Origin of the sequence: Pseudomonas sp. NPDC090203 (assembly GCF_044746765.1) — a bacterium.
Taxonomy (GTDB): domain Bacteria; phylum Pseudomonadota; class Gammaproteobacteria; order Pseudomonadales; family Pseudomonadaceae; genus Aquipseudomonas; species Aquipseudomonas putida_AD.
Map to the genome: position 1 here is coordinate 19,020 of NZ_JBIVCV010000013.1, position 23,140 is coordinate 42,159.

Below are 23,140 nucleotides of genomic sequence, written 5' to 3' on the forward strand. Positions count from 1 at the left end.
CTATTTGATTTCCAAGACCGAGCCTGCTGACTCTATGCGAATGCGCCTTATGCTGTTGGGCGGTGGGAATGCCCTCGGGCAGGCGTTGATCCGTCTGGGTGCCGAGGAGGACATTGGCTTCCTCGCGCCGCGTCCACCGCAAGACGGTTGGGATGCGGCAAGCCTGACGCAACTGCTCGATGACACCCGCCCGGATGCCTTGATCAATCTGGCTTACTACTTCGACTGGTTTCAGGCGCAGGATGTGAGCAGCGAGAGGCTGGACAACCAGGAACGCTCCGTCGAGCGTCTTGCCGAATTGTGCCAGCATCACAATATCGTTCTGCTCCAGCCATCCAGCTACCGAGTGTTCGATGGCTCGCGCGCGACCGCCTACAGCGAAAAAGACGAACCCGTGCCTTTGGGCGCCCGTGGCCAGGCGTTGTGGCGGATCGAGCAGAGCGTTCGCGCCACCTGTCCGCAACATGTGCTGCTGCGTTTCGGCTGGCTGCTCGATGACAGCGCCGATGGCGTGCTGGGGCGCTTTCTGGAGCGCGCCGAGCGGCTTGATGAAATCCTGATGGCCGACGACCGCCGGGGCAACCCGACGCCGGTGGACGACGCCGCACGCGTCATCATTTCAGTGCTCAAGCAGCTCGATTGTGCCGCGCCGCTGTGGGGCACCTATCACTACGCCGGTCACGAAGCCACGACGCCGCTGGCGCTGGGCCAGGCGGTGCTCACCGAAGCCCGCCTGTTGCGTGAGCTGAAGGTCGAGGCACCCACAGCCCAGGCCCACGCCGCCAGCCCCGACGTGACCGACGAGCCGCAAAACGCGGTGCTGGCCTGCAAGAAAATCCTTCATACCTTTGGTATCAAACCCCGCGCCTGGCGTGCCGGTTTGCCCAGCCTACTGGATCGCTACTACCGTCATGTCTGATGCACCTGTTCTCATCACCGGTGGCGCCGGGTTCATCGGCTCGCACCTGGTCGACGCCTTGCTGGCCAAGGGATACGCGGTGCGAGTGCTCGACGACCTGTCCACCGGCAAGCGCAGCAACCTGCCGCTGGACAACCCGCGAGTCGAGCTGATCGAGGGCGACGTCGCCGATGCCGCGCTGGTGGCTCGCGCGGCTGTGGGCTGCCAGGCAGTGGCGCATCTGGCCGCAGTGGCCTCGGTGCAGGCCTCGGTGGATGACCCGGTCAAGACGCACCAGAGCAATTTCATCGGCACGCTGAATGTCTGCGAGGCCATGCGCCAGGCGGGCATCAAGCGCGTGGTGTTTGCCTCCAGTGCGGCGGTGTATGGCAACAATGGCGAAGGCCAGGCCATCACCGAGGACACCCCCAAGGCGCCGCTGACGCCTTACGCATCGGACAAGCTGGCCAGTGAGTACTACTTCGACTTCTACCGTCGTCAGCACGGGCTGGAACCGGTGGTGTTTCGCTTCTTCAACATCTTCGGCCCGCGTCAGGATCCTTCCTCGCCCTACTCGGGCGTGATCAGCATCTTCGCTGAACGCGCCGAGAAGGGGCTGCCGATTTCGGTGTTTGGCGATGGCGAACAGACCCGGGATTTCTTCTACGTTGAAGACCTGGTGGACCTGGTGGTGCAGGGGTTCGAGAAGGATTCGGTGGAAGAGGGCGCGGTCAACGTCGGGCTCAACGCCACCACGTCGCTGAACCAGTTGCTGGCGGCCTTTGGCGAGGTGGTGGGCGATCTGCCTGCGGTGACCTACCTGCCGGCGCGCTCGGGGGACATCAAGCATTCCCGGGCGGATAACCAGAGGTTGCTGGAGCGGTTCACGGTTGCCACGCCTACGCCTTTGAAAGTCGGCTTGGCGCGACTGCTGGGGCGCTGAATCTGGTTTTATCCTTGTAGGAGCGCGCTTGCCCGCGACAGTGGTGTGTCAGTTCGAGTTGAATCGTCTGACACTACGCCATCGCGGGCAAGCGCGCTCCTACAATGTTTGTGTGGCGTCAAAACTTGTAACCCAACCCCACCATGTACACCCACGGATCAATGTCCACGTCCACCTTGGTCTTGCCCACGCTCAAGGCGGACGGGCCGTCCACTGTGGCCTTGGTGTCGATGTCGATGTACCAGATCGAGGCGTTGAGCATGACGCGGTCGGTGAGCATGTAGTCCATGCCGATCTGCCCGGCCAGGCCCACCGAGTCCTTGAGTTTCAGGTTGCTGAAACCCTGCTGCTTGCGCTCGCCGGTGAGGTCGTTGTTGAAGAATTTGGTGTAGTTCAGGCCGATGCCGGCGTAGGGCTGAAACTTCGACGAACTGTCCATCGGGTAGTACTGCAGCGACAGGGTCGGCGGCAGTTGCTTGACGTCCGCCAGCTTGCCGTCCAGGCCCGGGCCCAGGCCTTTGACACCGATGGTGTGGCTGAAAGGGGTCGCGGCGAGCAGCTCCAGACCCACGTGGTCGCTGAGCATGTAGGCGAAGGTCAGGCCCAGTTGTGTCGAGTTGTCAGCAGTGGCTTTGGTGCCGGCGACCTTGGTGCCGTCCAGTTTCACGTTGCCGCTGTCTTCGTTGGGAACGACACGCGCGGCACCGGCGCGCACGATGATGTCGCCGGTCTGGTGCGCCTCGGCGACAGGGGCAAGTAGAGCGAGCGCAACGAGCGGCGCGCCGAGGAGAGACTTGTTCATGGGGGCTCCGTAAAGGCATTAAAAAGGGATGCCTTATGTTACGAAGCGTCTGGAACAGGGGTTTTGACCTGGCTCAACGAAAGCGCGATTAGCCTTATCGCGAGCAAGCTCACTCCTACAACTGACCGCGCTCCCCTGTAGGAGTGAGCTTGCTCGCGATGACGGTAACCCAAACGAAGAGCATCTGGACCTACTGATCAGGCAGTTCGTACACCAGAATTTTGTCCGCTTCCATCTGATACCCGGCCTCGGCCAGTTCGCTGCTGGACGCTTTGACCTGCATCGGCCCTTCGATCCAGTACGGCTGGTACAGCTCGTCCACCTTCACCCCCAGCTCACTGGTGACGTGCACGATCTGGTTCGGTGGCGGTGGCGGGACGTGAATGCAGGCGCCGAAGTACGGCACCAGCAGAAACTCGATCACGCGGCCTTCTTCACTGACTTCCAGCGGCACGATGTACCCCGGCAGCCGCACCATCTGGCCGTCCAGCGCCTTGACAACCGGCGCGTGGGGCGCCAATTGGTGTGCGGCGGGCGCGGATTCCACTGACAGGGTGTCGGCCATTTTCGACAGGTCGTGGATCGGCGCGGTGATGAGCTTCACCGGCGGCGCGTCGGGCGGGATCATCTCCTGCCAGGTCAGCACCCGCACGTCCTGCGCCCACGCCGAGGTCGCGACCAGCATCGACACAACCGCGCACATCAGCCTCCAGCACCTGCGCATCAACATTTCCTCACAGACGAATCGACAAACCGTCGGACAACGACTGGCGATAGGCGCGCCACGCAGGCATGGTGCCCATCAACAGCGCCGCGCAGAGAATGCCGCCCAACAGCGTCCATTCATAGGTGCTCGGCAGCGACAGCGGCAAGTACAGACCATAGTTGGCCTGCACGTAACCCTGCGCCGCCGCGATGCCGATGTACAGCAGCGCCAGCCCGCTCACCGAGCCTGCCAGGGCCAGGGCGAAGGCTTCCAGAACCAGCAGGCTTGCGACATGCCAGGGCCTGGCGCCCACTGAGCGCAGAATCGCCATCTCGCGCCGGCGCTCGTTGAGGCTGGTCAGGATGGCCGTGAGCATGCCGATCAGGCCGGTCAGCACCACGAACAGTGAAATCACGAACAGGGCTTTTTCCGCCGTGCCCATCAGGCTCCACAACTCTTGCAGCGCCACCCCGGGCAGGATCGCCAGCATCGGTTCGCCGCGGAATTCGTTGATCTCACGCTGCAAGGCGAAGGTCGAAATCTTGCTGTTCAAGCCGAGCATGAAAGCGGTGATGGCCGTGGGCGTCAGGTCCATGTTGCGCGCCTGATCGGCGCTGATACGCCCGGCGCCCTGGGCGGGAACGCCGTTGTGCCAGTCGATGTGAATCGCTTCCATGCCGCCCAGGCTGATGTGCAGCGTGCGGTCCACCGGGGTGCCGGTGCGCTTGAGAATCCCGACCACGGTGAAGGGCTTGTCGTCATGCTTGACCAGGCTTACCGTCGCCACGCCGTGGGCCAGCACCAGCTTGTCGCCGAGCTTGTAGTGCAGGGCCTCGGCGACTTCGGCACCGAGTACTACTTCGAACGGATCAGTGGCGAACGGGCGCCCATCGGCCAGCTCCAGATGCTGCTGGCGGCCATATTGGTAATGCTCGAAATAGGCTTCGGTGGTGCCCATGACGCGATAGCCGCGATGGCTGTCGCCCAGGGAAATCGGGATCGCCCACTTCACCTGCTTGCTGCCCGCAAAGTGTTCGAAGCTGTCCCAACGAATGTTGTTGGTGGCGTTGCCGATGCGGAACACCGAATACAGCAGCAGGTTCACGGAGCCGGAACGGGCGCCGACGATCAGGTCCGTGCCGCTGATGGTGCTGGCGAAGCTGGCACGGGCTTCGGTGCGCACCCGTTCCACTGCCAGCAGCAGGCAGACCGACAGGGCAATGGCGAACGCGGTGAGAAAGGCGGTGAAGCGGCGGTTGGCGAGGCTGGCCAGCGCCAGGCGAAGAAGATACATCTCAAACCTCTGGGGCGACGGCGGCGCGATTGAGTTCGGCCAGCGACAGGTTGCGGTCGAACAGCGGCGCCAGGCTCTGATCGTGGCTGACGAACAACAGGCTGGCACCGGCCTCGCGGCATTCGGCGAACAAGAGCTGAATGAAGGCCTCGCGGGCATCGGCGTCGAGCGCCGAGGTGGGCTCGTCGGCGATCACCAGTTCAGGCTGGCCGATCAGCGCACGGGCTGCAGCGACACGCTGCTGTTGGCCGATGGACAGGGAATCGGCACGACGCCCCAGCAACGCCGGATCTTTCAGACCCAGGTGAGCGAGCAGGGTGGCGGCGGCCTGATCGACGCTGCCGTGGCGCTGGGTCGCCCGCTGCGCACGCAGCTTTGAGAAGTGGCAGGGCAGCTCGACGTTTTCCCGCACCGACAGAAACGGCAGCAAATTGAATTGCTGGAAAATGTAACCGGTGTGATCGACGCGAAAGCGGTCGCGAGCGCCCGCAGACAACTGCGCCAGTTCCTGGCCGAGCAGACGGATGCTGCCACGATCAGGTTTCTGCACACCGCCCAACAGGCCCAGCAAGGTGGTCTTGCCACTGCCGCTGGGGCCCTTGAGGAACAGGGTTTCGCCGGGCTCCAGGCGAAACGCCGGAATATCCAGCAACGGCTCGTGGCCTGGCCAGGCAAAACCGAGGTCGGACAGTTCGATAAGCGCCTGCGTCATGTTCAGAACTTGACCACTGGATTGCTCGGACGCACCTCGGCACCCATCTGGCGTTTTGGCGTGACCAGTTGAACCTGGATGGTCTGGGTCGCCGGGAAGCTGGTGAACAGCTGGGTGAGGTCCAGCTTGTTCAACACCGCAGGCACGCTGCAGTTGAACTGGTAGTGACCGTGGATTTCGCTGTGCTCGTGCTCATGTTCGTCGGCATCGCCGTCGTCGTCCTTGTCACCGAACAGCGGGCTTTCCAGCTTCGCCTTGACCACGGTGCAACCTGCGGCTTCCGGAATGCTGAACAGGCCATGGGGCTTGAGCAGGGTTTCCCGGGCCAGCGCCAGTTTCATCTTGTCGGCGTCGGTGGTTGCTGCGTGCTCGAAGCCGACGATGTTCATGGCCGGGGTGTCCAGTTCCAGCTCCAGCGTGCGGCCATCGAGCGCCAGGTCCAGACGCGCAACGCCATGCACATGCGCGCCGAGGCTGCCATGCTCATGATCGTGGTCATGTTCGTCAGCGGCGTGGGCGAAGGTCAGCGGCAGCAACGCGAAGGGCAGGGCGAGTAACAGACGACGCATGGAGGGCTCCGGAGAAGTGTTAGAAAATTGTTATGTAATCTTATAACAATATTTGTTGGCGTTTCTTAACTTTTTCGATAGGCACTTGTAGGAGCGCGCTTGCCCGCGACGGCGTTCTTTCATCCACATCTGTGTTGCTGACCCACCGCAATCGCGGGCAAGCGCGCTCCTACGGGTAATGGCGTCTGCCGCGGATCCTGTGGGACCATGCCACACGGCCAATCAGAGGACACACAAAATGTTGCGAATCCGTGGAACCGTTGGCGAAGTGCCGGTGGATCTGACAGTGGAAATGGACGACAGCGACTGGGCCAGACTGGGCGCGCAGTTCGGCGTCCAGGCGCAGGACAAACCTGCGGCGGATCCTGTCGCCAAGCCACCGGCCAGCCGCAACGACGCTGCGTGGGATATCGCCCAGGAGCTGCTGCGCAAGGCCGGGCACTTGAGCGGGCCGGATCTGCTGGGGCAGCTTGAGGGGTTGGCGGGCAGCACGGCGGCGGGCAAACGCCTGATGGTGCGCATGCGCCACAGCGCCAACGTCCGGGTCGAGAGCCATGGCGATGCGCCGGAGTATTACTGGGTTGAAACCTGAATCAATCCCTTGAATTTTGAAGCGACTCCCCGTAGCAGCACGGCTTGCCGGCGGGAGCGGTGTGTCAGTCAAAGCATCATGCCCTGACACACCGCTCCCGCCGGCAAGCCGTGCTGCTACGGGACCGTGGATGGCTTAATACAGCGCAGCAAACAGCTTGCGGCGGTAGGTGGTGACCAGTGGGTGGTCGTTGCCCAGCAGATCGAACACCTGCAGCAGCGTCTTGTGCGGCTGGCCTTCGTTGTAGTTGCGGTTACGGATGAACAGCTTCAACAGGCCGTCCAGCGCAGCTTCGTACTGCTGGCGCGAAAGCTGGTGAATCGCCAACTGGTACACGGCTTCATCGTCCTGCGGGTTTTGCGCAAGGCGGGTCTTGAGGTCCGCAGCGTCCGGCAGGACTTTCGCTTCACCCAGGAAGGTCAGTTGCGCCTTGGCGCCGGCCAGCGCCGCCTTGTGCTCGTCGCCCTTGACCGCATCCAGCACCGTGCGCGCTTCAGCCAGTTCGCCACGCTCGGCCAGGCAGCGCGCGTACAGAATCAGCGCGGCAGCGTTGGTGTTGTCTTCGGTGAGGATGGTCTGCAGCACCGCTTCCGCTTCCGCGAAATGGCTCTCGGCGAACATCGCCTGGGCGGTCTGCAAGGGATCGCCCGCAGCCGGTGGCGGCATCTGCACATGGGGTTCGAGCAGTTTGCGGATTTCCGATTCAGGCTGCGCACCGGCAAAGCCGTCAACCGGCTGGCCGTCCTTGAACAGCACCACGGTCGGCAGGCTGCGAATGCCGAAGCGGCCGACGATGTCCTGCTCGGCATCGCAGTCGACCTTGGCCAGCAGCAGCTCGCCCTGGTAGCTCTCGGCGATCTGTTGCAGCAGCGGCATCAGCACCTTGCACGGCGCGCACCACTCGGCCCAGAAATCCACCAGCACGGGTTTGTGAAAGGAGTTTTCGATAACCAACTGATCGAAAGTGGCGGTGGTCGCATCGAAGATGTACGGCGTTTCCTGGCTCATCGCAAGTCTCGAAAAAAAGGCTCAATGGCGGCAACTATAAAGGGCGGCAGAGCATTCCACCAAACCTGTAGGAGCGCGCTTGCCCGCGACGGCGGTGTGTCAGGCGTTGCGAGGGTGTCTGACACGCCGCCATCGCGGGCAAGCGCGCTCCTACGGGGGGTATCAGCGGGTGGCGTGGTACAGGCTGACCTTGCGAAACTCCCACGGCTCGGCCAGATCCGGCAGGGTCAGGGCGTCGAGAATGCCCAGGCGGCTATAGGCCGGGTGCTGGAAATCCTTGACCCGCGAATCTGCCACCAGCGCCTGCTGGCCACGCGTCAGAAACTGATCGAGCAGCGGCAGGTTGGCGCGGTCGTAGAGCACGTCGGCCACCAGGATCAGGTCGAAACGGTCCGCCTCGGCGAAGAAGTCCGCCGAATAACCCAGCGTCACGCCATTGAGTTCGGCGTTGGCCCTGCACGCCTCGATCGCCACCGGATCGAGATCACAGGCCACCACCTCCAGGGCTCCGGCTTTCATCGCGGCAATCCCGGCGACCCCTGAGCCCGCGCCGAAATCCAGCACGCGCTTGCCCTCGACCCAATGGCGGTGCTCGGCCAGAAACCGTGCCAAGGCAAGACCGCTGGCCCAGCAGAAGCTCCAGTAAGGCGGGTCTTCGAGGATGCGTCGGGTTTCTTCAGGGTTGAAGGCGCGGTCCATGTTGTCCGCGTCGATCAGCCATAACTTGAGATCAGTGCCCGGCAGTGTCTCGGCCACCAGCCGGGCATCGCCCAGCAGTTGGCTCAGTTGCGCCTGAAGGTGCGACGGCGGGGTCATGGCATCTTGAAGAATTGCAGTTGGCCCAGCGATTGGGTCTCAGGCCTGGCGATCAGTACCGACGGCAGATGCAGGATCAACTGGCCGGACTGGCTGGCGCGCCCGCGCAGCTCGACCCGCGCACCCACGGGGAAGGCTTCGGGGTTGAAGCGCAACTGGAACGGCAGCGACTGATTGTTGCCGGTCAGCTTGGTGCTGCTCAGCAGTTTTTGCGGGCGATTGCGATCGTCGATGACCATCAGCGCCAGTTCCACCTCGGCGCCCGCCGGCACGCCCAGCAACTGGCCGCTCAGTTCGCGCTGATACGGCAGCAGCGGGCCCGGGCCTTCAGGCAGCTTGATCGCATTGGGGGCAGGCTTGGCCGGTTCCGCAGGTTTGGGCGCCTCGGCGGTGCTACAGGCAGCGAGCAGGCCGGCCAGGCAAATTGCAGCGAGCGTACGTAGCGTCATGAACAGCTCCAGCTAAAACGATAAACGAACGGGATATGCGGGCTATGACGCAGTATCGCCGAGGGTGGCGGCTTTTGCCCCACACGGATGGGCGTCTGTATACCTCAAAGAACCGCACTTGTCTTGCCGGCGGGATGCGCTACCATGGCCCTCCCTTTTTTTGTTGCCTGCCACCATGCACTGTCCCTTCTGCGGTGCCAACGACACCAAAGTCATCGATTCCCGTCTGGTCGCCGAAGGTGATCAGGTCCGCCGTCGCCGCGAGTGCGTGGCCTGTGGCGAACGTTTCACCACCTTTGAAACCGCCGAGCTGGTGCTGCCAAGGCTGATCAAGCAGGACGGCAGCCGCCAACCCTTCGACGAAGAGAAGCTGCGTGCCGGCATGCAGCGTGCGCTGGAGAAGCGCCCGGTCAGCGTCGAGCGGCTTGAAGCGGCCCTGGCCCACATCAAGAGCAAATTACGTGCGACCGGCGAGCGCGAGGTCAAATCGTTGATCGTCGGGGAGCTGGTGATGAGCGAGCTGCAAAAGCTCGACGAAGTGGCCTACATCCGCTTTGCTTCGGTGTATCGGCGGTTCCAGGACCTCAACGAATTCCGCGAAGAAATCGACCGACTGGCCCGCGAGCCGGTTAAAGAGTGAGCATGTCCAACGCAGAGCAAAGCGTGCTCGACGCCTCCTACATGGCGCGAGCGCTGGAACTGGCGCGCAAGGGTGTGTATTCCACCCATCCAAACCCCCGGGTGGGTTGCGTGATCGTGCGTGATGGCGAAGTCGTCGGCGAAGGCTGGCACGTGCGCGCAGGCGAGCCCCACGCTGAAGTCCACGCGCTGCGTCAGGCGGGCGACAGGGCCCGTGGCGCCACCGCCTACGTCACCCTCGAACCCTGCAGCCATCATGGGCGTACGCCGCCCTGCGCCGATGCGTTGGTCAACGCGGGCGTGGCGCGGGTCGTCGCCGCCATGCAGGACCCCAACCCCGATGTCGCCGGACGCGGCCTGTTACGCCTGATGAGCGCCGGTATCGCCGTGCAGAGTGGCGTGCTCGAAGGCGAGGCGCGGGCGCTGAACAAAGGCTTTCTCAAGCGCATGGAACACGGCCTGCCGTACGTGCGCGTGAAGCTGGCGATGAGCCTGGACGGGCGCACCGCCATGGCCAGCGGCGAGAGCCAGTGGATCACCGGCCCCGAAGCGCGCTCTGCGGTGCAGCGTCTGCGGGCTCAGGCCAGCGTGGTGCTGACCGGCGCCGATACCGTGCTGGCCGACAACGCGCGGCTGACCGTGCGCCCTGACGAATTGGGCCTGAACGCCGAACTGACGGCACTGGCTGTGACGCGCCCGCCGCTGCGGGTGTTGATCGACGGCCGTTTGCGCGTGCCCCTCGATGCACCGTTCTTCAAGGCGGGCAATGCGCTGGTCGCAACCTGCGCTGCGGCATCGGCCCGGGAACGCTACAGCGACGAAGGCCATGAATTACTGGCGCTGCCCAGCAGCGGCGGGCATGTGGACCTGCGCAAGCTGCTGGTGGAACTGGCGAACCGGGGCGTCAACGACGTACTGGTCGAAGCCGGGCCCAAGCTTGCGGGCGCTTTTACCCGCCTGGGGTTGGTGGATGAATTCCAGATTTTCGTCGCCGGCAAGTTCATGGGCTCTTCTGCGCGTCCGTTGCTGGACCTGCCGCTGGCGCAAATGAGCGAGTCGCTGGAGCTGAAAATCGTCGAAATGCGCGCCGTTGGAAGTGACTGGCGAGTCATCGCAATACCTGCATCGAGCCCAAGCGTATAATTCCGGCTTTCGCTTAAAGCGCAGGCCCCGTTCTCCTGGAGGACCCATGTTTACCGGCATCATCGAATCCATCGGCAGCATCCGCGCCATCACTCCCAAAGGCGGCGATGTCCGCGTTTATGTAGAGGCCGGCAAACTCGACCTCTCCGACGTCAAGCTCGGCGACAGCATCGCAGTCAACGGCGTGTGCCTGACCGCCGTGGAACTGCCGGGCGACGGTTTCTGGGCTGATGTCAGCCGCGAAACCCTCGACGTGACTGCGTTCGTCGATCTGAAGACCGGCAGCCGCGTGAACCTTGAAAAGGCCCTGACCCCGACCACCCGTCTGGGCGGCCACCTGGTCAGCGGCCACGTCGACGGCGTCGGCGAGGTGCTGTCCCGCGAGGAAAACGCCCGTGCGATCCAGTTCCGCATGCGCGCCCCGCGTGAGCTGGCCAAGTACATCTCGCACAAGGGTTCGATCACCGTCGACGGCACCAGCCTGACCGTGAACGCGGTCAATGGCGCCGAGTTCGAACTGACCATCGTCCCGCACACGCTGGCCGAAACCATCATGGGCGACTACCGCCCGGGCCGTAAGATCAACCTTGAGGTGGATCTGCTGGCGCGTTACCTGGAGCGCCTGCTGCTCGGTGACAAGGCCGCCGACCCGACGCCAGCCCAGGGCGGCAACATCACTGAAAGCTTTCTGGCCGCCAACGGCTACCTCAAATCCTGAATGAAGGGGGTGCCGCGTGGCGCTCAATAGCATCGAAGAACTGGTTGAAGACATTCGCCAAGGCAAGATGGTCATCCTGATGGATGACGAAGATCGCGAAAACGAAGGCGATCTGATCATGGCCTCCGAGTGCGTCAAGCCCGAGCACATCAACTTCATGGCGCGTTACGCCCGTGGCCTGATCTGCATGCCCATGACCCGTGAGCGCTGCGAAGCCCTGAAGCTGCCGCTGATGGCGCCGCGCAACGGTTCGGGCTTCGGCACCAAGTTCACCGTTTCCATCGAGGCCGCCGAAGGCGTGACCACCGGCATTTCCGCTGCCGACCGCGCCCGCACCGTGCAGGCTGCCGCCGCCAAGGACGCCAGGGCCGAAGACATCGTCAGCCCCGGCCACATCTTCCCGCTGATGGCCCAGGCCGGCGGTACGCTGTCCCGCGCTGGCCACACCGAAGCTGCGTGCGACCTGGCGCGCATGGCCGGTTTCGAGCCGACCGGCGTGATCTGCGAAGTGATGAACGACGACGGCACCATGTCCCGTCGCGCCGAACTGGAAGTCTTCGCCGCCGAACACAACATCAAGATCGGCACCATCGCCGACCTGATTCACTACCGCATGATTCACGAACGTACCGTTCAGCGGATTGCCGAGCAGCCGCTGGACACCGAACAGGGCCAGTTCAACCTGGTGACCTACCGTGATTCGGTCGAAGGCGACGTTCACCTGGCCCTGACCCTGGGCAAGGTCTGTGCGGAAGAACCGACCCTGGTTCGCGTCCACAACATGGACCCGCTGCGTGACCTGCTGATGGTCAAACAGCCCGGCCGCTGGAGCCTGCGCGCTGCAATGGCGGCGGTTGCCGAGGCGGGCAGCGGCGTGGTGCTGCTGCTCGGGCACCCGCTCGACGGCGACGCGGTGCTGGCCCATGTGCGGGAAACCGCAGGTGCCTCGCCGGTCAAGACACCGACCACCTACAGCACTGTCGGTGCGGGTTCGCAGATCCTTCGCGACCTGGGCGTTCGCAAAATGCGCCTGATGAGTTCGCCAATGAAGTTCAACGCGATATCCGGTTTCGATCTGGAAGTTGTAGAATACGTGCCCTCCGAATAAAGACCGGCAGGTCACCGGCCGTGAAAACCTCAGGATTTCACGGCTTTTGTCCCTGCGGTCGCCGATTCGTGGCCTAAAATCCCTGAAAGCGCGCGCCTGATGCGCGCTTGCTCTTTAATTATGAGACTCAGCCGAATGACCCTGAAGACCATCGAAGGTACCTTCATCGCCCCACAAGGTCGCTACGCCCTGGTGGTTGGCCGCTTCAACAGCTTCGTCGTCGAAAGCCTGGTGAGCGGTGCCGTTGATGCCCTGGTTCGCCATGGCGTGAGCGAAAGCGACATCACCATCATCCGTGCCCCGGGCGCGTTCGAAATCCCGCTGGTGGTGCAGAAAGTCGCCCAGCGCAGCGAATTCTCCGCGATCATCGCCTTGGGCGCCGTGATCCGTGGCGGCACTCCGCACTTCGAATACGTGGCTGGCGAATGCACCAAGGGCCTGGCCCAGGTGTCCATGGAGTTCGGCGTACCGGTCGCCTTTGGCGTGCTGACCGTCGATTCCATCGAACAAGCCATCGAACGTTCCGGCACCAAGGCCGGTAACAAAGGCGCTGAAGCTGCCCTGTCCGCCATCGAGATGGTCAGCCTGTTGGCGCAGTTGGAGGCCAAGTGATTAACGACGAAAGCGATCGCTTCAACCCACGCGATCCGCGCCCTGCGGACGCCGGCAAGCCATCGAAAAGTGAAAAGCGCCGTGCTGCACGTCAGTTGGCGACCCAGGCCCTGTATCAACTGCACATGGCCAAGCAATCGCTGAACGAAATCGAAGCGCAGTTTCGCGTCGATAACGATTTCACCGACGTCGATGGCGCGTATTTCCGTGAAATTCTTCACGGTGTACCGACCAGGAAAGACCAGATCGACACCGCGCTGGCGCCGTGCCTGGACCTGACCATCGACGAGTTGGACCCGGTTGAACTGGCCGTTCTGCGCCTGTCCACCTGGGAACTGATGGAACGCATCGACGTGCCGTACCGCGTGGTCATCAACGAAGGCATCGAGCTTGCGAAAGTCTACGGTTCCACCGACGGCCACAAGTTCGTCAACGGCGTGCTCGACAAGCTGGCTCCGCGTCTGCGCGAAGTCGAAGTCAAGGCCAACAAGCGCTGAGGCGTCTGGATCTCTCCAGAACCTTGAGTGTTTGATGCCATGGGCGAGTTCGAGCTGATCCGCAACTACTTCGCCGCTGCGCCCTGCGCGCAGCCGGGCGAAGGTGTTGCATTGGGGATTGGCGACGACTGCGCCCTGTTGTCGGTGCCGCCGGGCGAACAGCTGGCGGTGTCCACCGACACGCTGGTGGCCGGGGTGCATTTCCCCGACGCCTGCGATCCTTTCCTGCTGGGCCAGCGTGCCCTGGGCGTCTCTGCCAGCGATCTGGCGGCCATGGGCGCCAAACCCCTCGCATTCACCCTTGCCCTGACCCTGCCAGACGTTTCTGCTGCCTGGCTTTCAGCGTTCGCCCGTGGTTTGAACGAGATGGCCCAGGCTTGCTCGATGCGGCTGATCGGCGGCGACACCACGCGCGGGCCTCTGAGCCTGACCGTGACGGTGTTCGGCTCGGTGCCCAAAGGCCTGGCGCTGACCCGCGGTGGCGCGCGGCCGGGGGACCTGCTGTGCGTCGGCGGGCCCTTGGGCGATGGCGCCGGGGCACTGCCGCTGGTGTTGAACCAGCGCACGACACAGGCGTCTACCGCAGAGGCGCTGCTGGCGCGCTACTGGTCCCCCCAGCCGCAGCTTGAACTGGGCATGGCGCTGCGTGGCAAGGCCAGTGCGGCGCTGGACATCTCCGACGGACTGCTCGCCGATTGCGGGCATATCGCATTGGCATCGGGCGTACGCTTGCTGGTAGAGCGGGACAAAGTGCCGATGTCTGACGCGCTGCTGGCATTTTTCGGCGCAGACCAGGCGCTGAATGCTGCGCTCAGTGGCGGCGATGACTACAGACTCGCGTTCACGCTCCCGGCATCATGCCTGCCTGACCTGCTCGCCGCTGGCTGGCCGGTCCACGTGATCGGCCGGGTGGTCGAAGGGCAGGGCGTCACACTGATCGACGAGCATGGGCAGGACGTCACTCCGTTGACTCGGGGTTATCAACATTTTCGGGAGACACGGTGACAGATCATCCTAACCAGGTCCCGGCGGAAAACGTTCCGCCGTCGGTATGGACCAACCCCTGGCATTTCCTGGCCTTCGGCTTCGGCTCCGGCACCTTGCCCAAGGCGCCCGGCACCTGGGGCTCGATGGTCGCAGTGCCATTCATTCCGCTGTGGCAGATGCTGCCGGACTGGGGCTACTGGCTGATGCTGGGCATCACCATGCTGTTCGGCTTCTGGCTGTGCGGCAAAGTGGCGGACGATCTGCGGGTGCACGATCACGAAGGCATCGTCTGGGACGAGATGGTCGGCATGTGGATCACCCTGTGGCTGGTGCCCGAAGGCTGGGTCTGGCTGCTGGTGGGCTTTCTGGTGTTCCGGTTTTTCGACATTCTCAAACCATGGCCCATCCATTGGGTCGACAAGCATGTTCACGGCGGCGTCGGCATCATGCTCGACGATGTACTGGCCGGCGTTTTTGCGTGGTTGGCGATGCAGGGTCTAGTCTGGGTGTGGGGCGTCATATAGGAAACGGCTCATGGGGCGCATGGGTGTGAAGTGGCTGGCTGGCCTTTCGGCGTTGGTGGCGGGTTGCTGGATGGTTGCCGGGCTGGTATCGGCCCAGGCTTCGTCCGACAAGCCCAAGGACATCGTGCTGGTCAGCGAGCAGTGGAATGCCTACACCGAGGCGGACGGCACCGGGCTGGGCTGGGACCTGATGCGCGAGGTGTTCGAGCCAGCCGGGATCAAGGTCGCCTCGCGCATCGAACCCTACACCCGCGCCGTTGGCCTGGTGCAGCGGGGCGAGGCGGATGCCTGGGTCGGTGCCTACGAGAATGAAGTCGAAGGCACGCTGTATCCGAAGTGGCACTACGACACTGACGAAATCTACGCCCTGGGCCTGGCGTCCAATCCGGCGCCGACCCTGGCTTCGCTGGGCAGTTATCGCCTGGCCTGGGTGCGGGGCTATGAATTCCAGCACTACCTGCCCAATGTCCAGCACTTCAACGAAGTGGCCCGGCGGGACCATATCCTTTCGATGCTCGATCACGGCCGCGCCGACCTGTACATCGACGCCAGGCCCGAGGTGGACTTCATCCTCGGGCAGACGAAGGAGCCGCAGCGTTTTCGCACGACATACCTTACGGCCATTCCGCTGTTCCTGAGCTTTGCAGACAACGAGCGGGGCCGTGCGCTGCGTGACATCTTCGATGAACGGATGGCCAGGCTGGTGCAATCCGGCAAGCTGCGGCCGATCTTTGCGAAGTGGAAACAGCCTTATCCATTCGATGCCGACGAAGTCCGCGTCAAGGCGAAGGTCAAGCAATGATCGAACATGTTGATCTGAATGGCCGACAATTCAGCCTAAGCGCCTGTCGAAGCCTGCTGTTACAATGCGGCCTTGCTAATTTCCAGTCCTCATACTGATCAGGAGCACACGGTGCCCGTCGTATTTGTCGCGGCTTCCAAGCTGCCTACCCCTTTTGCCACTTTCAAAATGAACGGCTTCCTCGAAGAGGAAACCGGTCGCGAACACGTCGTTCTCAGCCTGGGTGATGTATCGGATGGCGCTCCAGTCCTGGGGCGCGTGCATTCCGAATGCCTGACAGGCGATGCCTTGTTCAGCCAGCGTTGCGACTGCGGCTCGCAACTTGAAGCCGCTTTGCGCGCCATTGCCGCCGAAGGTCGCGGCGTTCTGTTGTATCTGCGCCAGGAAGGGCGTGGTATCGGTCTGATGAACAAGATCCGTGCCTATGAATTGCAGGACGGCGGTGCCGACACCGTCGAAGCGAACGAACGCCTGGGCTTCGCCGCTGATCAGCGCGACTACGCCATCTGCCTGCCGATGCTTGAGCATCTGGGCGTGAAATCCCTGCGCTTGATGACCAACAACCCGCGCAAGGTCAAAGCCTTGACCGACATGGGCATCAACGTTGCCGAGCGCGTGCCGCTGCACACCGGCCACAACCCGCACAACAAGCTGTACCTGGCCACCAAGGCCGGCAAGCTCGGCCACATGATGGGCAACGAGCATCAGAGCGAGGTCGATCCCGCGTGACAAGGGGCAATGTGCGCCGTCGTCTGGCGCTGGCGTGGTGGCGGCAACTGGCGCTGACGCTGGCGCCGTTGCTGGTGGTGTGCCTGTTCCTGAGCAGCGATGAAGGGCCGGTCAGCCCGTCGGTGCTCGCCATGCCGCTGTTCATCGCAGGCGTGGCCTCGATGTTCCTCAGCATCAAGCCGTTTGGTGTCTACAAGCGCGCCTTGATCAGTACCCAGAAAGCCCTCGACACCCCGGACGAGCCAGCCGCCTGGCTGCGGCTGGCGGCGGATCGACGCATGGCGTTCCTGTTTGCCGGGTTGCCTGCGTGGATCGCCGCGCTGGCGGTGTTCGCGGACCTTGAGGCCGTTCCCCTGGCCCTCCTGGCGCTGTCCAGCGTCATTCTGCTTTCCCTGTACCGCATTCCTCGCCAGTTGGCCTGATGCGCCGCGTTCTCGGCTGTCTGCTGCTGGTGACTGCCTGGCAGGTCAACGCCGCCGAGCGCGTGGTCAGCCTCGCGCCTTCTCTGACGGAAATCGTGATCGAACTGGGCGCTGCCGATCGGTTGGTCGGCGTGCTCGATGGTGGCGAACGCCCCGCCCAGGTTGCGGGTGTGCCTTCGGTGGGGCGTTACGGCCAGTTGAACATGGAACAGTTGCTCGCCCTGCGCCCCGATTTGTTGCTGCTGTGGCCGGGCAGCGTCAGTGCGGCCCAGCGCGACCAGTTGCAGCGCCTGAACATCCCCACCTTTACCGCCGAGCCGCATACGCTGGATCAACTGGCCGAGCAGATCGGGCAGATCGGCGAGCGCCTTGGCAGGGCCGAGCAGGGGCGGCAGGTGGCAGGAGATTTTCGTCAACGGCTTGCTGATCTGAGAACACGCTATCGACGGCAGACGCCGACCAGTGTGTTTTATCAGGTGTGGGACCAACCGCTGTACACCGTGGGCGGCGGGCAGATCATCAGTGATGCGCTGAAGGTGTGCGGGGCGCGCAACCTGTTTTCCGACCTCGCCCAGCCCGCGCCGCAGGTCAGTCTGGAAGCGGTGCTGCAGCGTAATCCCGAAGTGGTGGTGGCCGGCTCGGCGTCCCAGCTTGATATCTGGAAAGCCTGGCCGTCGCTCAAAGCCCGGTTGCTGGTGGTACCGGATAAAGGCATCGAGCGGCCAAGCGGGCAGATGCTGGGGGCGGTGGCGAAGTTGTGTGAAACCCTCTCTCCCGAGCGCTGAGCGAACGATTGTAGGAGCGCGCTTGCCCGCGATTGCGGTGGGTCAGACACATCAGATGGCACAGGGATACCGCCGTCGCGGGCAAGCGCGCTCCTACAGGGGGTGAGCCTACGACTCCGGCGTCCAGGTCACCCCAAACATCCACGTCCGCCCCTCTTCGCGGTACCCGTAGTTGCTGCCATCGAAACTGTACAGCGCGCGGCTGTAACGCTGGTCCAAGGCGTTATCCAGCTTGAACTCCAGCCTCAGCTCGTCGCTGGCCTTCCAACTGCTGCGCAGGCCAAACAGCCCATAGCCCGCGATGTGCTGGGTGTTGGCCTCGTCGTTGTAGCTGTCGCTCACCGCCTGCCAGCTGGCGCCGACGCCGAGGCGGTCGAACTGGCGGTCCAGGTCCAGGTTCACGGTCCGGCGTGCACGGCGATTCAGCGTGTGGCCGGTGTCGCGGTCGCGCGGGTCGATGATCGAGGCGCCGAGTTTGCCGGTCCAGCCGAACAGTTGCTGTTCCAGCGATGCTTCAAAACCGTTGATTCGCGCGGAGCCGATGTTCTGCGGGCTGAAATCGGCATCCAGTGCAATGGCGTCTTCAAGATCGGTTCGGTACAGCGACGCCTCCAGTTTGCTGGTTTCGCTCAAACGGCTGCGCCATTGCACCTCGTAGCTTTTCGAGTGCTCGGGCTTGAGATTCGGGTTGCTGAAGCCTGGGTAATACAGATCGTTGAATGTCGGCGCACGGAAGCCTTCACTGTAGGAAAGCAGCACGTCGTTGGCGTCGTCGAGGGGGACGGTCAGCGTGCCGCTCCAGGTGTTCTGGCTGCCGAACTGCTGGTTCTGATCGTGGCGCAGGCCCAGTTCCGTCGAGAAGCCATCACCCTTGTAGCGATGCTGAACGAAGGCTGCGCGGTTCCAGCGGCTGTCTTCGTCGAAGGTTGTGCTGCTGTTGACCCGATCTTCGTACCCGTCCGCGCCGAGCATCAGGCTGTTGCGGTCGTCCAGCGTCAGGTCGTTCTGCCAATTCACCGAGTCACGGTAGGTGTTGAACACGTAGCGGTCGTCACTGAGCTTGTCGGCGGTCTTTTCGCGGTTCTCGCTGTGGCCCAGTTCCAGGCGGGTTTTCCAGCGCTCGTTGATTCGCGCGTCCAGGTAGGTGCCCAGGCTGCTCAGCTCGAAGTCGCTGTATTGCTGCTGGCCGACGGTGTTGAACGTGACCGGGTCGAACAGGCCAAACGGGTTGTCGAGTTCGGTCTTGCCCTTGTTGTCGAGCGCGTTGAAGCCGATTTCCACGTCATCGCTCAACCAGTGGCTCAGGTTCAGGCTGTACGACTTGTTTCGATAGGCGTCGTGATCGGCGTCGCTGGCGAAGGACGGACCGGTGCGGTCGATGCCATCGGTTTGTTCCAGGCTGGTGCTCAGGTTGAAATGGGTCCGGGCGTCGCCCCCCGACAGGCCAAGGCTGTTCTGTGTGGTGCCGCGATTGCCGAAACCGGTGTGCAGCCGGGCTTGCAGGCCCTGCTCGGCGCCTCGGCGGGTGAAGATCTGGATCACCCCGCCGATGGCGTCCGCACCGTAAACGACTGAGCGCGAACCGCGCAGCACTTCGACGCGCTCCACCTGATCGACGTTGAGGTATTGCAGGGCGCTGTCGGCCGAGGTGGCGTTGGCGATCCGCTGGCCGTCGACCAGCACCAGGCTCTGGGCGGCCTTGGTCCCGCGGATATAGATTCCCGGCAGGCTGCCGCGTCCGCCGCTTGGCGCCACCTGCACGCCAGGCACGCGGTTGAGCAGGTCGGTGACGCTGGTCGGTTGCAGGCGTTCGATGTCTGCTCGGGTGAAAACAGTGTTGGCGGCGGTGCTGGCATCCCGTTGCTCGACCTGGCGGTTGGCGCTGATCAGGACGTCAGGCAGCTTCAGGGCGTTTTCGCGGTCGGGCAGGTCGGCGAAGGCTTGGGTGGATGGCAGCAGGGATAGAGCGAGGGCAACGCGGGAGAAGGTCATAGGGTCAGCAAGACTGTAGGAGCGCGCTTGCCCGCGACGGCAATATGTCTGTGGCATTCATGTCAACTGACGGAATGCAATCGCGGGCAAGCGCGCTCCTACAAGGGTACAACTTCAGATTCGGGCCAGACGCGCGTTGATCGACGCTTCAATCCCGTCCGCATCCAGCCCGCACTCGGCGAGCATCTGCGCAGGTTTGGCGTGTTCGACGTAGACATCCGGCAAGCCCAGGTGCAGCACGGACTTGAGAATGTTCTCCCGCGCCAGGAACTCGCTGACCGCCGCGCCCGCGCCACCCATGATGGCGTTTTCTTCGATGGTCACCAGCAGGTCGTGGCCGGCGGCCATTTCGCGGACCAGTGCTTCGTCCAGTGGCTTGACGAAACGCATGTCGACCACAGTAGCGTCGATCTTCTCGGCCACCTTCAGCGCATCGGCCAATTGCACGCCGAACACCAGCATCGCAACCTTGCTGCCCTGGCGACGAACGATGCCCTTGCCGATTTCCAGCGGCTCAAGGCTGCTGTCGATCACAGCGTTCGGGCCGGTGCCGCGCGGGTAACGCACAGCAGCAGGGCCGTTGAACAGGTGACCGGTGCTGAGCATCTTGCGCAGTTCGTTCTCGTCGCTCGGCGTCATCACCAGCATGCCGGGGATGCAACGCAGGTACGACAGGTCGAAGCTGCCGGCGTGAGTCGGGCCGTCTTCGCCCACCAGGCCTGCGCGGTCGATGGCGAACAGCACGTCGAGGTTCTGCACCGCGACGTCATGGATCAATTGGTCGTAGCCGCGCTGCAGGAAGGTCGAGTAGATCGCGACCACCGGCTTGCTACCTTCGCAGGCCATGCCGGCCGCCAGCGTGACCGCGTGCTGCTCGGCAATGGCGACGTCGAAGTAACGGTCCGGGAAGCGTTCGCTGAACGCGACCAGATCCGAGCCCTCTTTCATCGCCGGGGTGATACCCACCAACCGTTCGTCGGCTTGTGCCATGTCGCACAGCCACTGGCCGAACACGCCGGAATATTTCGGGCCGCTGGCCTTTTTCGGCGCGGCGGCGGGCGCGTTGAGCGGGTCGAGCTTGGTGATGGCGTGGTAGCCGATCGGATCGACCTCCGCCGGCGCGAAGCCCTTGCCCTTCTTGGTCACCACGTGCAGGAACTGCGGGCCTTTGAGGTCACGCATGTTGCGCAGGGTGGCGATCAGGGTTGGCAGGTCGTGGCCGTCGATGGGGCCGATGTAGTTCCAGCCCAGCTCTTCGAACAGGGTACCGGGGACCAGCATGCCCTTGGCGTATTCTTCGGTACGACGGGCGATTTCCCACGCGCCCGGCAGACGCGACAGCACTTTCTTGCTGCCTTCGCGCATGCTGGCGTAGGTGCGGCTGGAAAGAATCTTCGCCAGATAATTCGACAGCCCGCCGACGTTGCGCGAGATCGACATGTCGTTGTCGTTGAGGATCACCAGCATGTCGGCATTGACTTCAGGGGCGTGGTTCAACGCCTCGAACGCCATGCCGGCAGTCAGCGCGCCGTCACCGATCACGGCGATGGCCTTGCGGTCCTTGCCCTGCAGGCGATTGGCGATGGCCATGCCCAGGGCGGCGCTGATCGAGGTGCTGGAGTGGCCGACGCCAAAGGTGTCGTACTCGCTCTCGCTGCGGCGCGGAAACGCTGCCACGCCGCCTTTCTGGCGCAGGGTCGCCATCTGCTCGCGGCGGCCCGTGAGGATCTTGTGCGGATACGCCTGATGGCCGACGTCCCAGACCAGCCGGTCGTCGGGGGTATCGAAGACGTAGTGCAGGGCCACGGTCAGCTCGATGACGCCAAGGCCGGCACCGAAATGTCCGCCGGTCTGGCCAACGGTATAGAGCAGCTCCAGGCGCAGTTCGTCAGCCAGGGCTTCGAGCTCGGCTTCACCTAACCGGCGCAGGCCGTCCGGCGTCGCTGCCTTGTCGAGCAGTGGCGTGGACGGGCGCTCGCGGGGAATCTCTTTGAACGTCGTGGGCATCAGGCGAATCGTTATAAGTAAAAGACGCGGCAGTTTACCTGATGCATCGCAAGCTGCCCACGCGAGACAGCAATACGATGTTCAGGCTGGTCAGGTTTGACCTTGTAGGAGCGCGCTTGCCCGCGATTGCGTTGAGTCAGGCGGCAAATGCGTAACAGGCCCAACGCCATCGCGGGCAAGCGCGCTCCTACAGATAGAGTCCGGGGGCGCAGCTCAGTTGCGACGTTCGACGATATAACGGGCCAAGGCGCGCAGGGGCTCGGCGGCCGCGTCGAACGGTCGCAGGGCGGCCAGGGCCTGATCGCGCAGTTCGAATGCGTAATGCCTGGCTTCTTCCAGACCCAGGAGGGCCGGGTAGGTCGGCTTGTCGCGGGCAATATCGGCGCCCTGGCGCTTGCCCAGGGTCGCGGTATCGCTCTCGACGTCGAGGATGTCGTCCTGCACCTGGAACGCAAGGCCGATGGCCCGGGCGTAGATCTGCAACGAATCGAGCTGGACCTGGCTGGCGTTACCGCTGGCCAGGGCGCCGAGCCTGACGCTGGCCTCGATCAGCGCGCCGGTCTTGTGCCGGTGCATGAATTCCAGGGCTTTCTGGTCGAGCTTGAGCCCCACCGAACCCAGATCGATCGCCTGACCACCGACCATCCCGGCAGGGCCTGCGGCGTGGGCGAGGGTGGCGACCATCTTCAGGCGAGTCTCGGCGTCCTGCGGGGTCAGCCTGGCGTCGCTCAGCACGCTGAACGCCAGGGTTTGCAGGCCATCACCGGCGAGAATCGCGCAGGCTTCGTCGAACGCCTTGTGGGTGGTCGGCAGGCCGCGACGCAGGTCGTCGTCGTCCATGGCCGGCAGATCGTCGTGAACCAGCGAGTAGGCGTGGATCAACTCGACCGCACAGGCCGCGCCGTTGGCCTGTTCGGCGTTGCCACCCAGGGCTTCGCAGGCCGCGTAGACCAGCAGCGGGCGCACGCGCTTGCCGCCATTGGTGACGCTGTAGCGCATGGCTTCGTAAAGCCTGGTCAATTCAGGGGCAGGAGCGGTGAACAGGGTATCCAGCGCCGCATTGACGCGGGCCTGACTGAGGGCCTGGTACTCGGCAATCATTCTGGCTGTTCCGCGTCGAAGGGTTCCTCGGCCAGTTCGCCATCGCGTTCGAGCAGGACCTGAACCTTCTGCTCGGCCTGGGCTAGGGCGCTCTGACACTCGCGGGTCAGGCGGATGCCTTGTTCGAAGGCGGTCAACGAGTCTTCCAGCGACAGCTCGCCGTTCTCCAGACGCTCGACCAGCGTTTGCAAATCCGTGAGGGACTGTTCGAAATCCAGTGCAGCTTTCTTGCGGGCCATGGCGGCTATCCCGGTAGACGTTAAACCGGCGCGACACTAGCAGAGC

Annotated in this window: 26 protein-coding genes and 1 pseudogene; 15 read left to right on the plus strand and 12 right to left on the minus strand. The window is 63.5% G+C overall.

What is annotated here, in order from left to right; translation table 11 throughout:
* The first annotated feature begins 34 nt into the window (after positions 1–34).
* The gene (locus tag ACIPO9_RS21225; RefSeq protein ID WP_274134899.1) at positions 35–919 is read left to right on the plus strand and encodes a sugar nucleotide-binding protein; all 885 of its coding nucleotides are present in this window, start codon (positions 35–37) and stop codon (positions 917–919) included.
* Positions 912–1,841 carry an NAD-dependent epimerase/dehydratase family protein gene (locus tag ACIPO9_RS21230; protein WP_400783316.1) on the plus strand — a complete coding sequence of 310 codons (930 nt, stop codon included), beginning with the start codon at positions 912–914 and terminating at the stop codon, positions 1,839–1,841. Before ACIPO9_RS21225 ends, ACIPO9_RS21230 begins: the two co-directional genes overlap by 8 nt.
* Before the next feature lie 118 nt (positions 1,842–1,959).
* Here ACIPO9_RS21230 and ACIPO9_RS21235 read toward each other — a convergent pair whose 3' ends face one another.
* The 5 genes and pseudogenes from ACIPO9_RS21235 to ACIPO9_RS21255 form a co-directional block, all read right to left on the minus strand.
* Positions 1,960–2,643, minus strand: a complete 684-nt coding sequence (locus ACIPO9_RS21235; RefSeq protein ID WP_400783319.1) for an OmpW family protein — start codon at positions 2,641–2,643, stop codon at positions 1,960–1,962.
* Positions 2,644–2,833: 190 nt separating this feature from the next.
* Positions 2,834–3,346: a DUF3299 domain-containing protein gene (locus tag ACIPO9_RS21240; protein WP_400783500.1), complete on the minus strand. Its 513-nt coding sequence runs from the start codon at positions 3,344–3,346 to the stop codon at positions 2,834–2,836.
* 31 nt (positions 3,347–3,377) lie between these two features.
* The gene (locus ACIPO9_RS21245) at positions 3,378–4,643 is read right to left on the minus strand and encodes an ABC transporter permease (protein ID WP_400783321.1); all 1,266 of its coding nucleotides are present in this window, start codon (positions 4,641–4,643) and stop codon (positions 3,378–3,380) included.
* A gap of 2 nt (positions 4,644–4,645) precedes the next feature.
* Positions 4,646–5,355, minus strand: a pseudogene (locus ACIPO9_RS21250) (ABC transporter ATP-binding protein); the annotation flags it as partial.
* 2 nt (positions 5,356–5,357) lie between these two features.
* Positions 5,358–5,924: a DUF2796 domain-containing protein gene (locus ACIPO9_RS21255; protein ID WP_400608982.1), complete on the minus strand. Its 567-nt coding sequence runs from the start codon at positions 5,922–5,924 to the stop codon at positions 5,358–5,360.
* Between the two features lie 238 nt (positions 5,925–6,162).
* On the opposite strand from ACIPO9_RS21255, the gene ACIPO9_RS21260 reads away from it, so the two are divergent.
* Positions 6,163–6,516, plus strand: a complete 354-nt coding sequence (locus ACIPO9_RS21260; protein WP_400783324.1) for a hypothetical protein — start codon at positions 6,163–6,165, stop codon at positions 6,514–6,516.
* 135 nt (positions 6,517–6,651) lie between these two features.
* Here the strand turns inward: ACIPO9_RS21260 and trxA are convergent, their stop codons facing one another.
* The 3 genes from trxA to ACIPO9_RS21275 form a co-directional block, all read right to left on the minus strand.
* Positions 6,652–7,524, minus strand: a complete 873-nt coding sequence (gene trxA, locus ACIPO9_RS21265; RefSeq protein ID WP_274134888.1) for a thioredoxin — start codon at positions 7,522–7,524, stop codon at positions 6,652–6,654.
* A 162-nt stretch (positions 7,525–7,686) separates the two neighbouring features.
* Positions 7,687–8,340, minus strand: coding sequence for a methyltransferase (locus ACIPO9_RS21270; protein WP_274135981.1), 654 nt, complete (start codon positions 8,338–8,340; stop codon positions 7,687–7,689).
* A complete protein-coding gene (locus tag ACIPO9_RS21275) occupies positions 8,337–8,789 on the minus strand; it encodes a YbaY family lipoprotein (protein WP_274135982.1) in 453 nt (150 codons plus the stop codon). Before ACIPO9_RS21275 ends, ACIPO9_RS21270 begins: the two co-directional genes overlap by 4 nt.
* A gap of 175 nt (positions 8,790–8,964) precedes the next feature.
* Between ACIPO9_RS21275 and nrdR the strand changes: the two genes are divergently transcribed.
* The 12 genes from nrdR (at position 8,965) to ACIPO9_RS21335 (ending at position 17,755) form a co-directional block, all read left to right on the plus strand.
* Entirely contained in the window at positions 8,965–9,429 is a 465-nt protein-coding gene (nrdR, locus tag ACIPO9_RS21280) for a transcriptional regulator NrdR (RefSeq protein ID WP_274135983.1), read from the plus strand.
* Positions 9,430–9,431: 2 nt separating this feature from the next.
* On the plus strand, positions 9,432–10,571 hold the full coding sequence (ribD, locus tag ACIPO9_RS21285) for a bifunctional diaminohydroxyphosphoribosylaminopyrimidine deaminase/5-amino-6-(5-phosphoribosylamino)uracil reductase RibD (RefSeq protein WP_400783327.1): 1,140 nt from the start codon (positions 9,432–9,434) through the stop codon (positions 10,569–10,571).
* 46 nt (positions 10,572–10,617) lie between these two features.
* Positions 10,618–11,289 (plus strand): riboflavin synthase, encoded by a 672-nt coding sequence (locus ACIPO9_RS21290; protein WP_400783329.1) that lies wholly within the window; start codon positions 10,618–10,620, stop codon positions 11,287–11,289.
* A gap of 16 nt (positions 11,290–11,305) precedes the next feature.
* Complete coding sequence (gene ribBA / locus ACIPO9_RS21295; RefSeq protein WP_400783332.1) at positions 11,306–12,397, plus strand: bifunctional 3,4-dihydroxy-2-butanone-4-phosphate synthase/GTP cyclohydrolase II; 1,092 nt, start codon at positions 11,306–11,308, stop codon at positions 12,395–12,397.
* A gap of 135 nt (positions 12,398–12,532) precedes the next feature.
* Positions 12,533–13,009: a 6,7-dimethyl-8-ribityllumazine synthase gene (ribE, locus tag ACIPO9_RS21300; protein WP_074756916.1), complete on the plus strand. Its 477-nt coding sequence runs from the start codon at positions 12,533–12,535 to the stop codon at positions 13,007–13,009.
* Positions 13,006–13,506, plus strand: coding sequence for a transcription antitermination factor NusB (gene nusB / locus ACIPO9_RS21305; RefSeq protein WP_274135992.1), 501 nt, complete (start codon positions 13,006–13,008; stop codon positions 13,504–13,506). Before ribE ends, nusB begins: the two co-directional genes overlap by 4 nt.
* A 39-nt stretch (positions 13,507–13,545) precedes the next feature.
* Positions 13,546–14,511, plus strand: a complete 966-nt coding sequence (gene thiL, locus ACIPO9_RS21310) for a thiamine-phosphate kinase (protein ID WP_400783503.1) — start codon at positions 13,546–13,548, stop codon at positions 14,509–14,511.
* A complete protein-coding gene (locus ACIPO9_RS21315) occupies positions 14,508–15,017 on the plus strand; it encodes a phosphatidylglycerophosphatase A (protein WP_108239527.1) in 510 nt (169 codons plus the stop codon). The genes thiL and ACIPO9_RS21315 overlap by 4 nt, the downstream gene beginning before the upstream one ends.
* A 19-nt stretch (positions 15,018–15,036) precedes the next feature.
* A complete protein-coding gene (locus tag ACIPO9_RS21320; RefSeq protein WP_400783506.1) occupies positions 15,037–15,819 on the plus strand; it encodes a substrate-binding periplasmic protein in 783 nt (260 codons plus the stop codon).
* Between the two features lie 111 nt (positions 15,820–15,930).
* The gene (ribA, locus tag ACIPO9_RS21325; protein WP_274135997.1) at positions 15,931–16,548 is read left to right on the plus strand and encodes a GTP cyclohydrolase II; all 618 of its coding nucleotides are present in this window, start codon (positions 15,931–15,933) and stop codon (positions 16,546–16,548) included.
* A complete protein-coding gene (locus ACIPO9_RS21330; RefSeq protein ID WP_400783335.1) occupies positions 16,545–16,970 on the plus strand; it encodes an MFS transporter in 426 nt (141 codons plus the stop codon). The genes ribA and ACIPO9_RS21330 overlap by 4 nt, the downstream gene beginning before the upstream one ends.
* Positions 16,970–17,755: a cobalamin-binding protein gene (locus ACIPO9_RS21335; protein ID WP_400783338.1), complete on the plus strand. Its 786-nt coding sequence runs from the start codon at positions 16,970–16,972 to the stop codon at positions 17,753–17,755. Before ACIPO9_RS21330 ends, ACIPO9_RS21335 begins: the two co-directional genes overlap by 1 nt.
* A gap of 108 nt (positions 17,756–17,863) precedes the next feature.
* Here the strand turns inward: ACIPO9_RS21335 and ACIPO9_RS21340 are convergent, their stop codons facing one another.
* The 4 genes from ACIPO9_RS21340 to ACIPO9_RS21355 all read right to left on the minus strand — a co-directional run bounded on the left by ACIPO9_RS21340 (position 17,864) and on the right by ACIPO9_RS21355 (position 23,094).
* A complete protein-coding gene (locus ACIPO9_RS21340) occupies positions 17,864–19,747 on the minus strand; it encodes a TonB-dependent receptor domain-containing protein (RefSeq protein WP_400783340.1) in 1,884 nt (627 codons plus the stop codon).
* A gap of 114 nt (positions 19,748–19,861) precedes the next feature.
* Complete coding sequence (gene dxs, locus ACIPO9_RS21345) at positions 19,862–21,754, minus strand: 1-deoxy-D-xylulose-5-phosphate synthase (RefSeq protein WP_400609005.1); 1,893 nt, start codon at positions 21,752–21,754, stop codon at positions 19,862–19,864.
* 213 nt (positions 21,755–21,967) lie between these two features.
* Positions 21,968–22,855, minus strand: a complete 888-nt coding sequence (gene ispA, locus ACIPO9_RS21350) for a (2E,6E)-farnesyl diphosphate synthase (protein WP_274136007.1) — start codon at positions 22,853–22,855, stop codon at positions 21,968–21,970.
* Positions 22,852–23,094, minus strand: coding sequence for an exodeoxyribonuclease VII small subunit (locus ACIPO9_RS21355; RefSeq protein ID WP_062384761.1), 243 nt, complete (start codon positions 23,092–23,094; stop codon positions 22,852–22,854). Before ACIPO9_RS21355 ends, ispA begins: the two co-directional genes overlap by 4 nt.
* Between the last annotated feature and the right edge of the window lie 46 nt (positions 23,095–23,140).